Raw genomic sequence first — 19,778 nt, forward strand, 5'->3', positions numbered from 1 at the left:
TTTTTCAAGCCTTCATAGAACAGCGGAAGGGAGGTTCAGAGTATCCTTATCTATACTTGCCCGAATAATACTCTTTGGTTTCCGCACTACTGTTCACTGCTAAAGAGTTTTAGCGGCTATTCCGGGTCTTTTTTCTTTGCAATCACCAGCTGACCGGCGATTGGATGTCCTTGTTCCAAACGTAGGACCATTTCAGTGCGATCAAGGAGTTCGAGATTGTTCTGCTTCAGCAGGTTCTCAAGGTAATCCTGCGAATGGGCATAGCGACAGTACTTTCCCATAAGATAAGGTTGGCCGCCAAATGCCTCTTCCGGCTGGGTCTCCGTTGAAAAGAGGAAAATACCACCGGGAGCCATGTTTCGGGCGATATTTAAAAACATCTCGTCCAAAGTCCCATTGTATGGAATGACATCTGTAGAGATCACAAGGTCCCAGGGCTCATGGCGGCTTTGCTTCAGAAATTGAGTGATCTCGCCTTCATGCAAGACATCATAAATCTCTTTCTCTCTTGCTTTCTCAAGCATCTCCGCAGAAAGGTCTAAACCAATTTTGTGAGTGACCTGATCCTTGAGCACCTCACAGCAAAGTCCTGTTCCACAACCAAGGTCCAGCATTCGCTTGAAGGGTCCAACCTCAAGCGTAGCCATTCTCTCCTTAACTTTTTCAGGGAGGGCGTACTTCAGGCCGTCCAGCAGCCTTTTGTCATAAGTCTCAGACATTTGGCCAAACAGCATCAGCACATGGGCCTCGGGCATACAGCTGGGGACATTGCCTTTGCCAATAGCTGCCAGATGAAGTGAAGCACCAACACTATCATCTGGATCATTGCGCAGAATGTGCTCAAAGGCCTCTGCTGCTTCATCAAATTTGCCTGCAGCTTCCAAGTCTAAAGCGTTGTTGAGCTCAAAAAAACTGGAAAGAATATCTGCAACCGGATCAAACTGATTTTCGTCGTCAATACCGTTTTTCATGACTACAGCTCTCTGGTTTTATTAGAGCGCAGTGAGCCATAAAACACTTAATTACCTATCCGCACAGTCCAGTTGATCTTTCGAAAACTGTAATCAGTGCGCGATTGGCTACCACTATTCCATGCTCTTGATCTCACAAGGAAACTTGGCCATATCGCAATTTTAAAATGGAATTTGAAGAGGCTCTAAGAGCCTTGAGAAGGCGGGAATGTATTCGCGTCGAGGCGGGGGCGTCAGTCCACAGTACCGCGGACTGACGCTATATTTGCTTAGCCGAGGATTTTGCCAAGGCTCATGGCAACCATCTTGTCGCCGCCGATTTTGATCTTGCCCATCATCACAGCTGTCATCGGGTTGACGGAACCATCCACCAAGCCTTTGAAGGTCTTCGCAGAGCAAGAGATTGTGCAATCAGCCTCTGCTTCTTCTGCGCGCGCGCCGTTCTCGTCGACGATGATGAAGCCCTCATCCTTGATGTTGAGCGCAATCGATTTTGACATATCGACGCCATCAAGTTTGCCGTTGATCCCGGTTACGATCTTCTGGATGAATTCGGACATCTGTTCCTCTGGCTATTTTCTGTTCAGGGAGGGCAGGACCCTCCCAATTGTTGCAGCTACCTAACCTTATTGCCTGCAAACTACAAGCGCCTCAATGGTCTAGTATAGGTTAACCGCTAAACCAATTCGTCATAGTGCCAGGCAATATGGTCTTGCATAAAGGATGCAATGCAATAGTAGCTGTGATCGTAGCCACCATGCATGCGCAGAGTCAGGTCAACGCCTTCGTCACGGCAAGCCTTTTCAAAGACCCAAGGCTTCAGCTGTTCTTCCAAGAACCCATCGGCTGAGCCCTGATCGATCAGGATGCGGCCTTTCCAGCCGCGAGACTTGACCAGCTCACAAGCATCATAGTTTGCCCATGTGGAACGATCTTCTCCGAGGTAACCAGAGAAAGCCTTCTCACCCCATGGGCAGTTAATTGGGTTCACAATCGGTGCAAACGCGGACACGCTTTTGAACAGGCCCGGATTTTTCAACGCAAGAGTCAACGCGCCATGACCACCCATGGAGTGACCCGTCAGGCCCAGAGCGCTCAGATCGACCGGGAAGTGTTCTTCCAAGATCTCCGGCAGCTCCTGCGTGATATACTCTTCCATGCGGTAGTGCTTGGCCCATGGCTCCTGCGTGGCGTTCAGGTAAAAGCCCGCGCTTTTGCCCATGTCCCAGCCATCATCATCCGCCACATCGTCACCAAGTGGAGACGTATCCGGTGCAACGATGATCATGCCCATCTCTGCTGCTGCACGCTGGCTGCCAGCTTTGGAGACCATGTTTTCCCAGGTACAGGTCAGACCGGAGAGGAACATCAGGGTTGGACACTCTTCACCATTCAGCGCACGGCGCGGTAGAAACACCGCAAATTCCATTGGCGTACCGGTGGCTTTACTAGCGTGGCGATAAACGCGCTGCTCGCCATCAAAACAGCGCCAGCTTTGGATCAGCTCAATCATAATAGCTCTCTCACAGCGTACTTCCGAAAAGCGGTTCCGGTTTTCGGATAAGAATATGCATTAAAATGAAGGCCTAAGCAGAGCAGATGTCCGCTTAGACCTTATCAATACGAAAACCCAGAGTATGGCTTAGAACGTCACAACCGAACGGATGGACTTGCCTTCATGCATCAGATCAAACGCAGTGTTGATCTCATCCAACGGCATGGTGTGGGTGATCATGTGGTCAATGTCGATCTTGCCATCCATGTACCAGTCCACGATCTTTGGCACATCCGTACGACCACGCGCACCGCCGAAAGCAGTGCCTCTCCAGGAACGACCAGTCACCAGCTGGAATGGACGGGTGGAGATTTCCTGACCTGCGCCAGCAACACCGATGATGATGCTTTCGCCCCAGCCTTTGTGGCTGCACTCAAGCGCCTGACGCATGGTGGTTGGGTGGCCAATACACTCAAAGGTGTAATCCGCACCGCCGCCTGTCACGTCAACCAGGTAAGGAACCAGATCGCCTTCAACTTCCTTCGGGTTGACGAAGTCAGTCATGCCGTACTGTTCTGCAAGTGCTTTTTTGCCTGGGTTGAGGTCAACACCAACAATCTGGTCAGCACCGATCAGACGCAGGCCCTGCACAACGTTAAGACCAATACCACCAAGACCAAACACAATAGCCTTACAGCCTGGCTCAGCCTTTGCTGTGTTGATCACGGCGCCAACGCCAGTGGTCACACCACAACCGATGTAGCAAACCTTATCAAACGGTGCGTCCTTGCGGATCTTCGCCAGAGAAATCTCAGGCAGAACAGTGAAGTTGGAGAAGGTGCTGGTGCCCATGTAGTGGTGAATCTTTTCACCATTGATGGAGAAGCGGCTGGACCCGTCTGGCATTACGCCTGCACCCTGTGTGGAGCGGATGGACTGACACAGGTTGGTCTTCGGGTTAAGGCAGTACTCACACTCGCGGCATTCCGGTGTGTAAAGCGGGATCACATGATCGCCCGGCTTCAGCGAGGTAACGCCTTTGCCCACTTCGCGCACAATGCCTGCGCCTTCGTGGCCTAAGATGGCCGGGAACAGACCTTCCGGATCATCACCGGACAGGGTGAAGGCGTCTGTGTGACAGATACCTGTTGCCATGATTTCAACCAGAACCTCAAAAGGCTTCGGGCCGTCCAGCTGAACTGTCTCGATAGAAAGAGGGGCTCCGGCTTTATAAGCAACAGCGGCGCGTGTATCCATATTGTGAACCTATACGTCTTGTTATAGACCCGCCGGATGTGGCGGGACCTCCCCAAAATTGATTAAAGCGGCGCACACCTCCCGCGTGTCACCCCTAAACTTGCACCAGTAACTTATAACGCGCAGAACCACGAATTGCATCAGCGAATTCAGGAGTTTTGCGTAGAGACTAAAGTTAGTAACAAACAACATATTTGAGTGCACAGAGTGGACGTCATTGCGCAATTCAATCATTGCTTTGTTGTCTTCAGGAGAAAAATATGAGTGGCATGACAAAGAGCAAGATTCTCGAGTTTTCGCGCGGGTATCCGGTTTATCTTTTTGCGCTGACGCTCGCAGGCATCACGGCTTGTCTCACCTTCTACCTGCTTGCCATCTTCCCTCCTGTCGGCTTTGTGATCTTGTATATCCTGCAAGACAGGATCCCGCTCACAACGATCATCCCTTTCATTGCAGGGCCCGCTCTACCGGCTGCTATTGTCTTTCACCTCTTCCTCAGAAGAACACGGCTCTGGCTCCCCGTTGGCGCCACCCTCATTAGCTATCTGGCTGGCACCAGCACAGCCATTTTGCTCATGCCCATCATCGCAACGCCGTCAGTTATAATCCTCGAAGGTTTCCTCATCTTCATGGGTATTGCCTGCACAATAGGTTACGCATTCGTCTATTGGCAGCGCATTCCAAAACGTTCTAAAGCAGATACTTGATCGCCAGAACGATCCCGCCAAGCAGCAGTAGTGTTTCCGCGACGATAACAAACAGGTGCTGATGGCCGAGGCTGACGAGGGTTTTCAGGGTGGTCATGACGCCGAGTGCCGAGATCGCGATGACGAGGCACCAGGTGGAGGCATCAACGAGGATCAGGCGCGGTGTCTCAGGTATCCAGCCCAGTGAGTTCACCACGACCAGTGCTGCGAACCCGAAGGCGAAATAAGGGACAGGGGCTTTGGTCTGCAGAGCAGTTGTTCCGGCGTTGCTTTTGGTGTGCAACCACTTGGCGGACCACACCGAGATGATAAAAATCACCGGAAGCAACATCATCACCCGCATCAGCTTGACCACGGTGCCGATTTCACCTGCGCTGTCTGACACCGCAAACCCAGCACCTACCACCTGCGCCACATCATGAATGGTCGCGCCAAAGAAGATGCCGAGCTGCACATCGGTAAGGCCGAACATCTGTCCGATGCTGGGGTAAAGGATCATCGCGAGGGTTGAGAGGGCTGTTACGGCAATGACCGTGAACAGCGTGTTTTGTTCGTTTTCCTTGGAGTTTGGCAATACGGAGGAAATCGCCAGTGCTGCAGATGCTCCGCAAATGCCAACAGCGCCTCCCGTCAGCAATCCAAAACTGGCCGAGCGACCGAGTAAGCGAGCCACCACAAGGCCAACAAACAGCATGGCCAGCACCGAGAGGATCACCAGAGCCAGTGTTTGCCAACCGAGCGCAAGGATCTGTGCAAAGGAGACGCGCAGGCCAAGCAGGATCACGCCAAGGCGCAGCACCTTTTTAGCCGCAAAACTCAGGCCTGCCTGACAGTTTCCATCCTCATAAATAGAATGCACGGCCATACCAATGAGCAGGGCGTACAGCATCACCGGCCCGCCCTGATGCTCGGAGATATAACGCGCAGCAATGGCGATCACCGTTGCAATGATAAGGCCGGGAATGATCTCACGACCCTCTTTCATCCACTTGGAGAAGAACGGGCCAGAGCTTTCCGGTTGATCTGGCAGGCTGGAGTCGGCTGGCATAAAACTCACCCTTGCAAGTGCCTTTGGTCCCCAGTGCCTCTGTTAAGAAGCACTTCAGACACCATAAGGATGCTCCATGGTGAAGTGGTTACGCCAGCCAAAGAAACCGCCACACCCCATGGCAATTCAGGGGGCGTGGCCTGACTGTTTGGCGGGAGCCTATTGTGTTTCGCTAACCTTTGCTTGCTGCACAGAGTCGCCAACAAGGCTGAGTGCCAGTCCCGCACACGCAATGAACGCAGTGAGGGCAAGCACCAGCCATCCGGTGTATTCAACCGATGTGACGAAACCAACGAACAAGCCGGAAAGCGGCAGAGTGAAGTTGTTGAACAGGATGATCACACCAACCGTCTTACCGTAGTCATCTGGCGGAATGATCTTCTGCCGTGCACTGCGGATGTAGACGTTAAACATGCTGTCAAAGCCAAGGATCACACAGTACCCCAACAGGTAAATCCAGTAGTTACTCGTGAACCCGGTTATCACACCGCCAACAACCAACCCGCTGTATGAGATGATGCCGATGTGGGTCAGCTTCAGGCGGCTCGCACCTGTAACCAGCAAAACCGCGAAGGTGGCAATCGCCCCAACGGATTGCAGCAGCGCGTAGAATTCCTCAGACTGCTCATAAAGACCGGTGACCATACTGGCAGAGGTTGCCAGTGTGACACCGAAGACCAGATTGACCAGCGCAGTGAGCGCCACAATGCGCTTCAACCCCGGCAGGTAAAACAGATGGTTGAGCGCAATACGGAATGGCTTGGTCCAATGCCCATCCAGCGGCTTGGCCTCTTTCAACTCCACGTCACTGAGACGGCGCCAGATGGAGATGAGCGCATCGGCACTGACAAACAGTGCACCTGACATGACCACGACAATTTCCCAGCCGAACACGTTGAACAGAGCCGCGGCAATAACCGGCCCCAACACGATGCAAATCTGGTCAACACTCTGCGCGTAGGACTGCACTTTAGTGAAGGTCACGTCTTTGAAGATTTGCGGCAGCATCACTTCGCGAGCCATGAACCCTTGTGTCGTGAGCACGCCTGAAAGGGCCGCAATGGCAACAATCCAGCCCACATGGGGCATAAAGTATTGGCCAACAAGGCCAAGGGCACAGACCAGTGAGCGGCCTGCCTGAGAAATGCGGATCAATGTGACGGGAGAAAAACGATCTGCCAGAATTCCGCAGACGGGAAAGCACAAAATGCGCGGCAGCGTTTCAGCCGCAAAAGCAAGGCCGGAAAGCGACACACTGCCAGTGGTTTGGAAGACAACAAGAGGAACGACGAAAAGCAGCAGTTGGTCTCCTAAACGAGAACCAAACATGGAGCCAAAGAACACAAAAACGGAGCTTTTCACTCTGTATTCCAGTCATAATTGGATGAGGAACGAATAGTAGGGCTCGCGGCACAAGAGCAATCCGCTGAAGATCAGGGGAGGTGGGGTAAGGCCATCAGCCTAGGAGGATCAGCTTGCAGGTTACGTCGGCGAGTTATTTTTATGGGGCGATCTTGGTTTGAAGATCATCCAGAAAGAGAGAAACAGTCTCCTTGTTTACACGGAAATACACCCAGTTGCTGTTGCGCGTGAGCGTCACCAGACCGGCATTCACTAGCACCTTCATATGGTTGGTTGCTGTGGGTTGAGAAATGCCGAGTTTTCGAGCAATTGCTCCCAAACAAACCCCATGCTCAATCAGGTCGCCATGCTTCTGCGGCGGAAAATGCGCCTCAGGGTCCTGAAGCCACTCCAGAATGGTCAACCTGTTCTCATTGGCGAGAGTTTTAAGGATTTCAATCAAGCTCATGTAAATAACATATAGTTGATAAGCTATATAGCAACATTACTATATAGCTTATCAACTATATTCAAGGATCCGCGTTGGAGAGGGACATGCACTCTCCTCATCTCAAGCTTTCACAACACCATTGAAACCACCCGGAAAATGCGATGTTATTGGTGTATTACTCATAGTTCACTACTTTCGGAAAATCCTTCCCATGTCACACCTTCAGCTAAATTTCTCCAACGTGGTCAGCGCATTGTTCGCTACCCTGCTTTCATCTACAAACGCGTAGGCAAAGCATTTCTATCCACTATCGCTGGAAATTAAAGAAAGGGACATCCCATCATCGTGTTCAATCATGGCAATGGACGTACCGCCTCAGTGTGGAATACTATCGCATAGAGTTTCTGCCCCCAATGGTTTTTGACGCATAGCGGAGTCACGTTACTCAACTTCAGATTGTTTGTGGAATTAGAATGATGAGTTCAGAAGTAGGTGCAGGCGTAACAGGTAACATGGTAACCGATACGAAAACTCGTGACGGAGTTTTTGAACACAAAGGGATATCAATCTGGTGGCTCTTCTTCGCTGGGTCGGTGGTTTTGTTGGCATGGGTAGGAAACCTATATTTACCTTATCTGGAACTATCTGTTCCTGGGCTTCCAGAGATGCAACTAGTAAGAGAACGAGGGACTTTTGGCGACCAGTTTGGAGCCGTCAATGCTTTATTTTCAGGGTTGGCTCTGACTGGTCTTGTCTATGGAATTTTGCAGCAGCAAGTGACATTAAACGTAGCGCGGGATGAACTGAATATCGCTCGTCATGAGGCAACTCGCACCAAGACTATGCTAGATGAGCAGCGAGAGGCATTAGAGGAGCAAAATAGGGTTAATCGAAAACAAGCATTCGAAAGCAATCTGTTTGAGCTCTTGCGAAAAAACACAGAAGTGCTTGAAGTAGCTACTGAAGGTAATCCAAAGAGCAAATTTCACAACAAAGGTGCGATTGCCTTTGAAGTCACCCTTGAAAATTACAATCATCAGGTACAAAGCAAAACAGTTGGCTACGAGTGGACGGGATTTTACACGTCACACCAAAGCACTTTCTCCAACTATGCTTGGCATTCATCCCTCGTAATTGAGTTCATTATTGAGGCAAATTATGCGTCTTTCGGATTCGACACTGAAGAAGAAGGACGTCAGTTTTACTTCAACTTGTTCTTTTTGCAGATACCACCTAACGCTATTTGGGGACTTGCTGCTTGTTATCTTCACGAACAGTTCTCAAACGTCCTATCCAGTGCTTTGACGGTAGATATTATCGCATTTGCCAAAAGAGCCGGAATTTTCGGATATAGCCCTTCAATTATTGAAGCCTACAAAGAGCTGTCTTGCTCCGAAGAGGTATCTGCGTAATGTATCAGTAGCGCATTTGCAATCGAATGTCTGATCAGTGTTGAGCAGAGAGCGTACAACTTAGAGGTAGTTCCAGCCTTCATACGGCATACCTCTTCATCAGACGGCCAAAGAGCAAATATAGATTTGCTTAAGGCAACAGCTTCGCCTTTGTATCCAAATAGCGTGGCTATTGTGTTGATAGTGCCATAAACCCCAAACAGGTAAAGCAAGCCAGCAAACAAGGTGAGACTATCAACTTCAGAGCCCCTGAGAAACCACATTTGATCGGCGGCAGCTCACAAGCCACCGCCAATCAGCGCGTTTCAGAGCATCTACGCTAGCTCGCAGAAACCAGTGCGAGTGCACGGATGGGACTGCCGGTTCCATCGGCGATCTTGAGTGGAGCGGCGATCAGGATGGCGCCTTTTGGAGGTAGCTTGTCCAGATTAGCGAGGCTGGCGAGGCCGTAGCGGTTGGAAGCGTGCAGCAAGTTGTGCGCAGGGTAGGGTGGTTCCATCCCTCCGGCGCATCCCGCATCTGTGCCAATACACTCATTACCCCAGCCGAGAATGCCTTTGGAGAGGATATACTCAATGCAATCAACGGTTGGCCCCGGTGAGTGCGGTCCATTCTCATCTACATTGAGAAACTTTGCTTCATCGGTGTTGCGGTGATACCAATCGCTGCGCATGACAACCCATTCGCCAGCATTGATCGATCCATGCTCAGCTTCCCACTCCTTCACACGGTCAGCCGTCAGCAGGAAATCAGGGTTTGCAGCAGTCTCGGCGGAGCAATCAATCACGTTGACAGGCGCCACAAAATTCTGCGGTGAGATGGTGTCGGTATATCCATCTGCATAATCTTTTCCGGTGATCCAGTGATGCGGGGCATCAAAGTGAGTGCCGGAGTGCTCACCCAGCTTCATCCAGTTCCACGCAAAGAACGGTCCGTCCGCATCATATTCGGAGATCTTATGAATCTCCACATTCGGCGTGTTTTTGGCAAAGTCAGGTGGCAGTTGTAAAATGGGAGTTTCTGGCCCCAATCGACCTGACAGGTCAATCACCTCCACATCTCCAGTAATCAGTTTTGTGCCAAGGTCTTCCAATATGCTTTTGGTCAGCATCCCTCTTTCTCCCTCCCAGAAAGTGGACATTTTTAATATGAGAAACCAACCGTCCCGTAAGATTTCTCAGGGACCACGCTAAACATATTCATATGTATACGCAAATATTTTCCGCAGAGTAAGTCTTGCAGATGTGCAGCCACGTGCATGGGACCGCACAGTACTCAAACCGTCTTTTACATCCTGGGAGGACACTATTATTTTTCGCAGGTAGAGGCTGTCAGGAAGCAGCGTCAATCAACGCCTTGGCCGCAATCTTGGCTTCGCCTGCCGGGTCTTTGCTGTTGCCAAAATGCGCGGTAATAATCGCGCCTTCCTGTAGCATAAGCAGTTGCCGCGCCAACGCTTCTGGATTTTTCAGAGCAGCCGCTTCAACCAGTGTCAGCACACCCTCGTACATGGCATTTCGCTGCTCAACGGTTTGCTGGTGAATGGGGTGGTCAGGTTCCGGGTATTCCGAGCTGGCTTTGATGAACATGCAGCTTTTGAAGGTGTCTTCCTTGAACCACTCATCCAGCACATCAAACAGCGCAAGCAGTTGATCTCTGGGTTCGCTCGCCAGCTCAGCAACCCGCTGTGCAGACCAGTTGTGAAACTGCTCCTCACGCAGCTTTAGCGCAGCAAGGATCAGTTCATCCTTGCTTTTGAAATGCTTGTACATGGAGGTTTTGGAGATGCCGGATTCTGCCACCAGCATATCCATACCAGTTGCGTGAAATCCGTTTCTGTAGAAGGTTTCCATCGCCTGTTGTACGAGTTCATCTCGTTTATTTTTGCGCATACCAACCTCTGGGTTTACTGATCAGTACATATAACGAAAAAAATATGGCCGAACAAGGGAATTCATTTGGCCGCAAAATCAAAGGGCTTTGCTAAGTCTCGTGACGGGCATCACACACCTCGCGATTTGGTGAATTGACCAAATGAACAGATCGGTACACCTTAGCAATCAGCAACTGTACCGATCAGTAAACAATAAGAGGTAACAATATGCTCAACTTATCTATGCGCCCCCTGACAGAAGATGCGGCACTCGCAAAGGTAAGAGCTGCGGAGGATGCGTGGAATTCACGCTGCCCGACTATTGTTATCCGAAACCTGTCTCGCGATTGCATGTGGCATGACCGGAACCAGACAATCGAAGGCCGACCACAGATTATGGGTTTCCTTTCCGCCAAATGGAAAACCCAGCTCCACTATCGCCACATCAAAGAGCTTTGGAGTTATAACCAAAACCGTTTCTCAATTCGCATTGTCAGCGAATGGCGCACCATACACAACAAATGGTTCCGCTCTTGCGGCAACGAGAACTGGGAATTTGACACCAAAGGTTTGATGAAAAAACGGATCACCTGCATCACCGATACGGAGATCAACGAAAACGAACGCCTGTTTGCCTGGCCCTTTGGCCGCCGCCCGGATCACCACCCGGGTTTGTCCGAAATGAACTTATAACGAGCTCCACCGGAGGAATGCGTCCATCCGCTTAGAGTGCCAAGCACGGCCCCATCGACTTGGCCTTTTCAGAACACGGCGGACCTATCCCAGTTCCTCCCGCTCCCCCCAGAGCAATGCGACGGCTCCTTCTACCCAAAGGACCGTCGCATTTTCTGTTGTAGCTCCCATATTCAAAGATATTCATCAGATATCTCGGGAGTTTTTATGCCCAAAGCCTTTGCCAAGATTGCCTTTACGCCTGCTGCTCAATCTTTTCAGGACCGTTATGGCACCAAAGAAGCCTACGCTACATTTCTGGAAGGGGAGGAGTTGACGGGTCATCAGATTGAACCAGACCACGCCGCATTCATCAGTCGCATGGATGGGTTCTACCTCTCAACACTCTCACAGACTGGTTGGCCGTATGTGCAGTTTAAAGGCGGGCCAAGAGGTTTTTTGAAGGTGCTGGATGACCAGCATTTTGCGTATGCCGACTATCGTGGCAACCGGCAATATCTCAGTGCTGGAAACATCTCTCAAAACGCCCGCGTGTCTCTCATACTGGTGGATTATGAAACACAGCAGAGGCTCAAAATCTGGGGTGAGGCGCAGATAACTTCCCTGGAGGAAGACCGGGAGTTTGTCATGGATCTCATGCCTGAAAGCTATAAGGCTGATCCTGAGCGCGCTATTACTATTAAAACAAAAGCACTTGAGTGGGATTGCCCAAGACATATTCCCAAGCGTGCTTCTGTAGCACTTTAAAATCGGCTGCCTTATACTTCAAAGTGCCTTGATTTTAAGGAGTACAAGCCATGCCTCATATTGTTGTTTATTCCCCTCGTCTTAGCCGTGAAAAGAAAGCTGCCTGTGTTGCAGCTTTAACCGAAGCATTTTGCACCACAACAGGTTTAGCCAGAGACCACCTCGTGATTCATCTTGAGGAACATTCATATGATAATATTGCAGTGGCTGGAAAACTGCTGACAGATACCATTCCTGAGATTGCAGTGGGTGAGAAACCACTTCAGGAAGTCAACGAGTAAGCTCACAGACCAGCGTGTAACAAGCACAACGGGTGAAGGCCCGCAGGACAGACTTAATGTCCAGCGGGCGCCCACAGTCATGCCATGTGCAATCTAACTGTTCTTTGAGCCCGTCATCCGGATTGTTGCATCGCTACGTTCAAAGACCTTTGGGGAGAGCGAGATGCCAAGGCCCGGTGCGGTTGGGGCGAGCAAGTAGCCATTTTCGAATACTGGCAGGCCTTCCATCAACTCGCTGTACCAGCCGAAGTAGAATGCCCGCACCATCTCCTGAACCAGCGCATTGGGTAGGTTTATGGAAAGGTGCACGGCTGCGGTCAGAAGCCCTGGTCCGGTGCAATCATGCGGCGCGACGGGCAACTCGTAGGTTTCCGCCATGGTGGCGATCTTCTTGGCCTCCGTCAGGCCGCCGCACCAGCCGATATCCAGCATGCAAACATCCGTGGCCCGCTTTTCAAACAGTTCGCGGAAAGACCAGCGTGTGGCCAGGTTCTCGCTGGCGGTGACCCAAGTCTCAGCACGGCGAGCGTATTCTGCCAGTGCATCCACGTTGGTCATCTTAATCGGGTCTTCCAGCCAGAACACGTTGTAGGGCTTCAGTGCACGAGCAATCTTTTCGGCCATGGGCAGGTTCCACACGCTGTGCAGCTCCACATGGATGTCCATTGCATCCCCAACAGCCTCACGAATTTGCTTGAACGGGCGCAGACCGGCCTCCAGATCTTCCGGCGAGATGTAGGTGCCGTTGGTTTTGACTGCGAACTGATCAAACGGCCAGATCTTCATGCCGCGAAAGCCCATTTCCAGCAGACTTTTCGCCAGAGTGCCGGCATCGGAGAGGAAAGCCTCCAGATCCTCATAGGGGCCTTCAGAGACAGAGTCCGTGCTCCAGTCTTCTGTGGTGTTGACCTGCTTGTCCTTCACATATTCATAGCCTGCACAGGTGTTGTAGGCGCGGATCTTGTCTCGGCTTCTGCCACCCAGCAGCTGATGCACGGGTACGCCAAGTGTCTTGCCCGCAAGGTCCCACAGCGCGATATCAATGGCGGAGGCGGCCCGCATTTCAGCTCCCGTGGAGTTGAAACCGCAGATGGGGTTGAGCAACAGGCGGGAGATGGCATCAATCTGGGTTGGATCACGGCCAATCAGTTCCTGACCCAGTGTTTCGTGGATGAACCCGCAAACCGCATCTGAGCCATAAAAGGTCTCGCCCAGACCAAAGCTGCCCGCATCCGTATGCACGCGCACCCAGGTTACATTGCGAAATTCTTTGAGATTGATGGTTTCAATACCGGTGATTTTCATGTTGTGTCTCGGAGAAAGGAGTTGGGGAGAGGGGATGACAGCTCAATCAGAGGCGAGGCGGTCACGCTCATTCTGCATCACGACGTTGGCCAGTGAATTCTCGCGGATCTCTTCGTTCAGTTCATCCAGATCAAGATCATAGGCCGCACGGTCAATAATGCGGACAGACGCTTTCCGAGCCGCCTCCGCATCCCGCAGACGAATGGCTTCCAAAAGGTGGCGGTGGCGTTCCAGACTGTCACTGAGTTCGCTGGCAGCTTCCGTGGTTTTCTTAATCAGGACAAACACCGCAGGCATGGTGCTGCGCCCAATCTGTACCCAGACCAGATTATGGGTCGCCTGATAAATCGCCTCGTGAAACTGAATGTCATACTGCTGGAAGTGCTTGCCGCGATAGGTCAGGTCATCCTTCTGCATGGCCGCATACATGCCGTTCCAAGCCGCTTCTATCTTCATCAGATCCTTTGCCGTGGCCCGGCGGGCGGCTTCCATGGCGATGAACGGTTCAACAGACGTGCGGAACCGGAAGATCTCCCGCGCGAAAATCAACGTGTTGCCACCATACTGCGCGATCCACTTGGCCACTTGCGGGGAAAGGATGTTCCATTCCTGATAGTCTTTGACCCGTGTGCCAAAGCCGGAAATGCGCTCAATGATGCCGTGATTGGTGAAGGTTGCCAGAGCGCTGCGCATGGTGGCACGGCTCACACCAAACTGGTCCGTGAGCTCAAGTTCCTTGGGCAGAAAGTCACCGGGCTTGAGCTCAGCAGAGAACAACTGCCGAGCCAGTTCCTCGGTGATCTGATCTCGCAGATCCTGAGTGTATGTCGATACCATCACGCATCAGCCTCATCAATAGAGCGGAAAGATAAGACGAGCCTATCCATGTCTGACATACAATTAAATATGACTGACTACTTAGATGTCAACACGCAAATACAGCCACTAAACTCATCACGCAAAGCTATATTAAGTCACGATACGAAGTACACACAAATACAAATAGAGATTAATCAATACATTAGCTTGGCGAATTATAAGTATAGATCGCACACCCAACTATTACGGCATCCGTATTTTTCTGCTTCAGTCGTGTGGAGCAGGAGAGATATGGATGCCGCAGAACATGTCAGATGAACGGGGTTACATCGTGTGCCCTTCCAAAACGACACTCTCAGACATGCTTTGATCTTTGAGGCGCTCATTCTCCGGATCCCAAAGTGGCTCATCCGACTGTACGATTGCCTTGTAGGGCTTGCCGTAGATTTTGATGGTCAGCTCAGTTCCCGGTTTTGCCAGATCAGCCTGCACGACACCAAGCGCGATGGAGGCATTGACGCGGTAGCCCCACCCGCCGGAGGTGACTTCCCCCACCATGTGATCCCCATGCCAAATGGTGGACATGTAAGGAGCGTCATACTCGCCAGCCTCCACGATCATCGTCACAAACCGACGCTTCACGCCTTCTACCTGTTCTTTCAGCAGCGCAGCTTTGCCGGGGAAGCTCTGCAGCTTATCAAGCTTAACAAACCGGTCCAGACCAGCCTCCAGCAAGGTGTAGTCGGTCGAGAGGTCTCCCTTCCAACTGCGATAGCCTTTCTCCAACCGCAGGGCATTGAGCGCGTACATGCCAAACGGTTTGGCCCCAGCTGCAAGGACCGCCTGATAAATCTCCGGCATATCCTCATTGCTCGCATGGATTTCCCAGCCCAATTCTCCCGCAAAAGAGACGCGCACCAACATCACAGCCTTACCAAGCATGGTGGCTTGTTGCAGGCTCAGCCAACTGAGAGACAGGTCCGCTTTAAGCATGGGAGCAAGCAGCTGACGGGCCTTTGGGCCGGTGACGATCAGTGTTGTTGTGTCCGTTGTCTGGTCTTCCAGACCCAATCCTTCTGGCAGGCAGGCTTTGAGCAGCTCAAAGTCATGCCACTGGGCCAACGCGGCGGTGATCAGCGTGAACTCGTCTGCACCATGACGCAGAACCGACATTTCCGTTAGGACGCGGCCACGATTATCGGGGAAGTAGCCAAGGGTCATGCGGCCAACTTTGGGGAGACCTCCGGCGATCTGCCCTCGCAGCCAGTCAGCAGCGCCTGTACCCGAGAGTTTGAACCGCGAGAAGCCGGAGAGGTCCAGCACGCCAACATGGTCACGCACGGCCTCGCATTCCTCCCGCACCCGCTGTTGCCATGGACCGGAGCGGCTCCATGTTTGCGTGGCCTCGTGAGAGGTATCGTCGCCCGTTTGCGCAAACCAATTGGCCCGTTCCCAACCATTGTAAGCCCCCATCTGTCCACCCAGTTCCAGTAGCTTGGTGTGGTTGGGGGAGAGCTTGCGGTCCCGACCAGCTGGCCATTCGTGATGGGGAAAGTGCATGGCGTATTCGTGACCGTAGACTTCCTTCGCTTTATCGATGCAGTACTGCTTGTCAGTGTAATCGGTGTAGCGTCTTGGATCGACAGCCCACATGTCCCACTCGGTCTGGCCGTGTACAATCCATTCTGCAGCCACCTTGCCAGCGCCGCCGCCCTGCGCAATGCCAAAGGTGAAGGAGTGCGCCTCAAACGCATTGGGCACGCCGGGCATGGGGCCAATCATGGGCAGGCCATCAGGTGCGTAGGGAATAGGCCCGTTGATGTTGCGCTTCACCCCTTGCGTTCCGAGCAAGGGCACGCGGGCCATGGCGTCTTCAATGTAGAACTCAAGCCGCTCCAGATCATCCGGATAAAGCTGGAAACTGAAGTCATCCGGCATCGGGTCATCTGATGAGGTCCATGCCGTTCGGCAGGCCCGCTCATAGGGGCCCAGGTTGAACCCACCTGTTTCCTGCCGCAGGTAATAGGAGGTATCAGGATCACGCAGCATGGGCAGCTTGCGGCCCTGTGCCTTGGTCCATGCCTCCACCTCTGGAACAGCCTCAGTCATGAAATACTGATGGCTCATGGTAACGGAAGGCACAGCACGCCCGCCATACGGCTCAAACCATTCGCCGACGCGGGCAGCATAGTAGCCAGCTGCATTCACCACATATTCGCAGCGGATTTCACCTGTCTCAGTACAGACAATCCATTCCCTGCCTTCACGGCGCACGCCTGTGGCAGGTGTAAACCGCAGGATGCGGGCACCCAGCTCCCGCGCACCTTTTGCCAGCGCCTGTGTCACCTGCGCCGGATCGATATCGCCGTCCAGCGGATCCCAAAGACCGCCCTCCAGATCGTGCGTTTCCATAAAGGGGAAGTGTTTTTGCAGCTGGTCAGGCGTGCACATTTCCATAGTCAGGCCCATGTGCTCAGCCATGGCCGCTACATGCTCAAACTCCATCATCCGGTTGTGGCTGTGTGCCAGTCGGACCGCGCCAGTGACATGATAGTTGATGGGATAGTCCACCTCATCAGCCAACCTGCGATACAGCTCCAAGCCGTAGCGCTGCATGTTCATCACGGCATAGCTGGTGGCAAAGTTGGGGCAGTTGCCTGCCGCATGCCATGTGGAACCTGCCGTCAGCTCATTCTTTTCCAGAAGCACGCAGTCGCTCCAGCCCAGCTTTGCCAGATGGTATAGCGTGGAAACGCCGACAACGCCGCCGCCAATAATGACAACCCGCGCGGTGGTTGGGATAGACATGCGCACCTCCTCCAAAATCTATTCGTTTGTCATGTAGTCCTCTCCCGCTTTTCTCTGTGAGACGGGTATCATTCTTGTCTGCAAACATTTCTGTGAGCGGCAGCTCTAGTAAACCGGTGGTGAGATCACCCAAATCGCAATGGCAGGTTCTGCATATGGGTTGGACCAGCGGTAAGACGCCTCCTTGATGCGGAAACTGTCGCCTGCCTCCACCGTGAACATCTCTTCCCCAATCCACACATCCAATTTGCCCGAGACCATGTAGGCCACCTCTTGCGTCGGGCGTGTAATCGCCGCGCTGCGGTGAGAGCCAGGTTGAAAGGTAGAGTGAATCATTTCAAAGCTGTCGGTCAGGTCTGGTGACACCAGTGTTTCAAGCAGGCCCTTATCCCGCTCTCCAATCACGCGGCGGTTGCCATCGCGCACCACGCGGCCTCTCTCATTTTCCGGCGCCTCTGCATTACCGAAGAACAGCGAGAGCTGGACGCCGAACACCTCGGCAAAGTGCTTCAAGTCTGTATGGCGCGGCGTGGATTTATCCCGCTCTACCTGAGAGAGCCACCCCACTGAGCGGCCGAGTTGTTTTGCCAGATCTTCCAGCGTCATACCGCGCGCGATGCGAAGCGCCTTCAGATCTTCTCCCAATGTGCTTGTGATAGTCATGTGACGTGATTCCGTGAAATATTTCGCGATATTTTCACTAATCTACGTGAAAATTTCAAGGATTATTTCACGTAGATCCTACAATCCAGGCGATCAAAAGCCATGAGATCGGTTGTTTATCTCGCTGTATCAATTGGTTACCGAAATTATCCCGCTAACTATATTAGTCGCGACAAATATATCACTACCCTCTTATTTTTCAGGATGCCGGTTCCACCGTGCAGGAGGGTTCGTTAGGGTCTGCGCATAGCCATTCCTTTGAATTCTTCAGCTGATCAGCGATGTTCGTCGCTGGCCGGTATCTTTTTCTTTGAACTGAGGCATCTATGCAGAATTTAAGCGTTAACGTGATCGGGGCCGGAATTACGGGAGCCATGATTGCGTATAAGCTCGCGCGTCAAGGTTTCAAAGTCACCCTGTTTGATGCAAACCACTGTGTGGGCGGAGATGTCTCACGTGTTTCCTTCGGCTGGATCTGCCATATCGCCAATGATCCGATTGACCAACCGGATTTGTTCCCGTTGTTAGTTGATGGCATCCAGCGTTACAAAGCCCTGAACGCGGAGTTTGACGGCACGCTGTTTGATGCAGAAGGCGGCGCTATTGTCTGGCGCGCCACACCATGCGAGACCCAGCACCTGATCGACCGGCAGCAACAGGCGGGCACACAAACCCGCACCATGAGCAAACAGGAGCTTCAGCAGCATCTGCCAGCTCTCGCCAACCCGCCAGAGTTTGCAGCTCATTCGACGCAGGATGTCTCGTGGTACCCACCCAAAGTTATCGGCAAACTGGTCAACGCCTTTGAGCGCCTTGGCGGCAAGGTGGTTTTGAACAGCACCGCCAGCGGGCTGGACGCTTCCGATCACCATTGTAAAGGGGTGATGATGGGAGGGGAGCTGCAAGCCAGCGACTTTACCGTGCTTGCTTCTGGTGGCGGCAATGGCGCGTTGATCGCTCCATTTGAGCCGGAGCACGATCTTTATACCTCGCCCTGCACCTACATCGAAGTGAGTGCAGAGGTGCCGGACTTCCTTCCGGTGCTGCAAACACCGGATGTGGAGATGCGTAGTCTGGGAACAGGCAATTTTGCCATTGCTGAATGCCCACCAAAGACCGAAGACCCGGCAGAGCTGGCACACATCGGAGAGACAGCTGTTCAGGCGGTCAAAGATACGTTTGCCAATGCGGGCCGTGTGGAGCTGCTTTCCATTCAGGTCGGCCAACGCCCGGCAACCCTATCAACCGAACCACTCGCCCGCCCCATCAACGGTTTCACCAACGCTTTCGTGGCAGGCAGCCACCCCGGCGTCATCCTCGCCCCGTTGATCGCCGAGCGGATCAGCAAACAGATCTGCGAGCAGGCTCTGTCTGCCCCCACGCTTTAAGGCGCTGACAAAGGACCGTTGGGCTGCCTGCGAACAGCCCAACAGGATGACAAGGCTCAAGCTTAAGCGCGAAGCCACTCATCGTTTGTGGGATGAAGCTGCGTTGTGCCCTCATTTTGTGAGGTATTGAGGGACTGGATGGTCACGCGCCACAGTTTGACGAGCTTGATGAATTTATCCAGCTTATCCTCAAGCTGCGCGATACCAAGGCTCTTGGCAGAAAACCTTGAGTTCAACGCTGGCTGGTTGTCGCCTTCCGTCATGGCAAGAACCGCATCTCCGGTGCCTTTGCCCAGCAGGTTGGCTTGCAGCAACAGCTGGTATCCCGCCTGACGTTTGTCTTTCTCAATATCAGGCAGCAGGGCGAACAGGATCACTTCATCCTGATTGTTTGCACCCAAGGTGAGCGTAAACTCGTCCTCAACGTCAAAAGAGCAGAGCCCTTCCTCGTCCAGTTGAAGGTTTGGCAGCCCGATTTTCTCGCCAAGCTCGGCAATGAGAGTTTCAGCATGTTTCATT

At 52.5% G+C, this 19,778-nt stretch carries 20 protein-coding genes; 6 read left to right on the forward strand and 14 right to left on the reverse strand.

The window, feature by feature from the left end; translation table 11 throughout:
• Nucleotides 1-116: 116 nt before the first annotated feature.
• The 4 genes from PsAD46_RS11925 to PsAD46_RS11940 form a co-directional block, all read right to left on the reverse strand.
• Nucleotides 117-971, reverse strand: a complete 855-nt coding sequence (locus PsAD46_RS11925; RefSeq protein ID WP_063293401.1) for a methyltransferase domain-containing protein — start codon at nt 969-971, stop codon at nt 117-119.
• A gap of 269 nt (nt 972-1,240) precedes the next feature.
• The gene (locus PsAD46_RS11930; protein WP_057461386.1) at nt 1,241-1,531 is read right to left on the reverse strand and encodes an SCP2 sterol-binding domain-containing protein; all 291 of its coding nucleotides are present in this window, start codon (nt 1,529-1,531) and stop codon (nt 1,241-1,243) included.
• A gap of 116 nt (nt 1,532-1,647) precedes the next feature.
• Nucleotides 1,648-2,484: an S-formylglutathione hydrolase gene (gene fghA / locus PsAD46_RS11935; protein WP_063306957.1), complete on the reverse strand. Its 837-nt coding sequence runs from the start codon at nt 2,482-2,484 to the stop codon at nt 1,648-1,650.
• Between the two features lie 129 nt (nt 2,485-2,613).
• On the reverse strand, nt 2,614-3,723 hold the full coding sequence (locus PsAD46_RS11940) for an S-(hydroxymethyl)glutathione dehydrogenase/class III alcohol dehydrogenase (protein ID WP_063306958.1): 1,110 nt from the start codon (nt 3,721-3,723) through the stop codon (nt 2,614-2,616).
• Between the two features lie 260 nt (nt 3,724-3,983).
• Here PsAD46_RS11940 and PsAD46_RS11950 point away from each other — a divergent pair, with 260 nt between their 5' ends.
• Nucleotides 3,984-4,430 carry a hypothetical protein gene (locus PsAD46_RS11950; protein ID WP_063306959.1) on the forward strand — a complete coding sequence of 149 codons (447 nt, stop codon included), beginning with the start codon at nt 3,984-3,986 and terminating at the stop codon, nt 4,428-4,430.
• Here the strand turns inward: PsAD46_RS11950 and PsAD46_RS11955 are convergent.
• The 3 genes from PsAD46_RS11955 to PsAD46_RS11965 form a co-directional block, all read right to left on the reverse strand.
• Nucleotides 4,414-5,478 carry a putative sulfate exporter family transporter gene (locus tag PsAD46_RS11955; RefSeq protein ID WP_063306960.1) on the reverse strand — a complete coding sequence of 355 codons (1,065 nt, stop codon included), beginning with the start codon at nt 5,476-5,478 and terminating at the stop codon, nt 4,414-4,416. The two genes, PsAD46_RS11950 and PsAD46_RS11955, sit on opposite strands and share 17 nt — an antisense overlap.
• Nucleotides 5,479-5,637: 159 nt before the next feature.
• Nucleotides 5,638-6,840, reverse strand: coding sequence for an MFS transporter (locus PsAD46_RS11960; protein ID WP_063306961.1), 1,203 nt, complete (start codon nt 6,838-6,840; stop codon nt 5,638-5,640).
• Nucleotides 6,841-6,979: 139 nt separating this feature from the next.
• Entirely contained in the window at nt 6,980-7,288 is a 309-nt protein-coding gene (locus PsAD46_RS11965; RefSeq protein WP_063301279.1) for a metalloregulator ArsR/SmtB family transcription factor, read from the reverse strand.
• 458 nt (nt 7,289-7,746) lie between these two features.
• On the opposite strand from PsAD46_RS11965, the gene PsAD46_RS11970 reads away from it, so the two are divergent.
• Nucleotides 7,747-8,682: a hypothetical protein gene (locus PsAD46_RS11970; RefSeq protein ID WP_153039973.1), complete on the forward strand. Its 936-nt coding sequence runs from the start codon at nt 7,747-7,749 to the stop codon at nt 8,680-8,682.
• 319 nt (nt 8,683-9,001) lie between these two features.
• Here the strand turns inward: PsAD46_RS11970 and PsAD46_RS11975 are convergent, their stop codons facing one another.
• Nucleotides 9,002-9,793, reverse strand: coding sequence for a cyclase family protein (locus tag PsAD46_RS11975; protein ID WP_063306962.1), 792 nt, complete (start codon nt 9,791-9,793; stop codon nt 9,002-9,004).
• Between the two features lie 220 nt (nt 9,794-10,013).
• On the reverse strand, nt 10,014-10,574 hold the full coding sequence (locus PsAD46_RS11980) for a TetR family transcriptional regulator (protein WP_057461396.1): 561 nt from the start codon (nt 10,572-10,574) through the stop codon (nt 10,014-10,016).
• Between the two features lie 209 nt (nt 10,575-10,783).
• Here PsAD46_RS11980 and PsAD46_RS11985 point away from each other — a divergent pair, with 209 nt between their 5' ends.
• The 3 genes from PsAD46_RS11985 to PsAD46_RS11995 all read left to right on the forward strand — a co-directional run bounded on the left by PsAD46_RS11985 (nt 10,784) and on the right by PsAD46_RS11995 (nt 12,276).
• Nucleotides 10,784-11,248 carry a DUF1348 family protein gene (locus PsAD46_RS11985; protein WP_063287541.1) on the forward strand — a complete coding sequence of 155 codons (465 nt, stop codon included), beginning with the start codon at nt 10,784-10,786 and terminating at the stop codon, nt 11,246-11,248.
• A gap of 207 nt (nt 11,249-11,455) precedes the next feature.
• Nucleotides 11,456-11,995, forward strand: a complete 540-nt coding sequence (locus PsAD46_RS11990) for a pyridoxamine 5'-phosphate oxidase family protein (RefSeq protein WP_063306963.1) — start codon at nt 11,456-11,458, stop codon at nt 11,993-11,995.
• A gap of 50 nt (nt 11,996-12,045) precedes the next feature.
• Nucleotides 12,046-12,276 (forward strand): tautomerase family protein, encoded by a 231-nt coding sequence (locus PsAD46_RS11995; protein WP_063293390.1) that lies wholly within the window; start codon nt 12,046-12,048, stop codon nt 12,274-12,276.
• 93 nt (nt 12,277-12,369) lie between these two features.
• Here PsAD46_RS11995 and PsAD46_RS12000 read toward each other — a convergent pair whose 3' ends face one another.
• The 4 genes from PsAD46_RS12000 to PsAD46_RS12015 form a co-directional block, all read right to left on the reverse strand.
• A complete protein-coding gene (locus tag PsAD46_RS12000; RefSeq protein WP_063306964.1) occupies nt 12,370-13,581 on the reverse strand; it encodes a mandelate racemase/muconate lactonizing enzyme family protein in 1,212 nt (403 codons plus the stop codon).
• A gap of 42 nt (nt 13,582-13,623) precedes the next feature.
• Entirely contained in the window at nt 13,624-14,418 is a 795-nt protein-coding gene (locus PsAD46_RS12005; RefSeq protein WP_063306965.1) for a FadR/GntR family transcriptional regulator, read from the reverse strand.
• Between the two features lie 306 nt (nt 14,419-14,724).
• Complete coding sequence (locus PsAD46_RS12010; protein WP_063306966.1) at nt 14,725-17,208, reverse strand: FAD-dependent oxidoreductase; 2,484 nt, start codon at nt 17,206-17,208, stop codon at nt 14,725-14,727.
• 105 nt (nt 17,209-17,313) lie between these two features.
• Nucleotides 17,314-17,871, reverse strand: coding sequence for an XRE family transcriptional regulator (locus PsAD46_RS12015; protein WP_063306967.1), 558 nt, complete (start codon nt 17,869-17,871; stop codon nt 17,314-17,316).
• A gap of 326 nt (nt 17,872-18,197) precedes the next feature.
• On the opposite strand from PsAD46_RS12015, the gene PsAD46_RS12020 reads away from it, so the two are divergent.
• Nucleotides 18,198-19,259 (forward strand): FAD-binding oxidoreductase, encoded by a 1,062-nt coding sequence (locus PsAD46_RS12020; protein ID WP_063306968.1) that lies wholly within the window; start codon nt 18,198-18,200, stop codon nt 19,257-19,259.
• A 62-nt stretch (nt 19,260-19,321) separates the two neighbouring features.
• Here the strand turns inward: PsAD46_RS12020 and PsAD46_RS12025 are convergent, their stop codons facing one another.
• A complete protein-coding gene (locus PsAD46_RS12025) occupies nt 19,322-19,777 on the reverse strand; it encodes a type III secretion system chaperone (RefSeq protein ID WP_063287534.1) in 456 nt (151 codons plus the stop codon).
• Nucleotide 19,778: the final 1 nt, after the last annotated feature.

Origin of the sequence: Pseudovibrio sp. Ad46 (assembly GCF_001623065.1) — a bacterium.
Classification (GTDB): domain Bacteria; phylum Pseudomonadota; class Alphaproteobacteria; order Rhizobiales; family Stappiaceae; genus Pseudovibrio.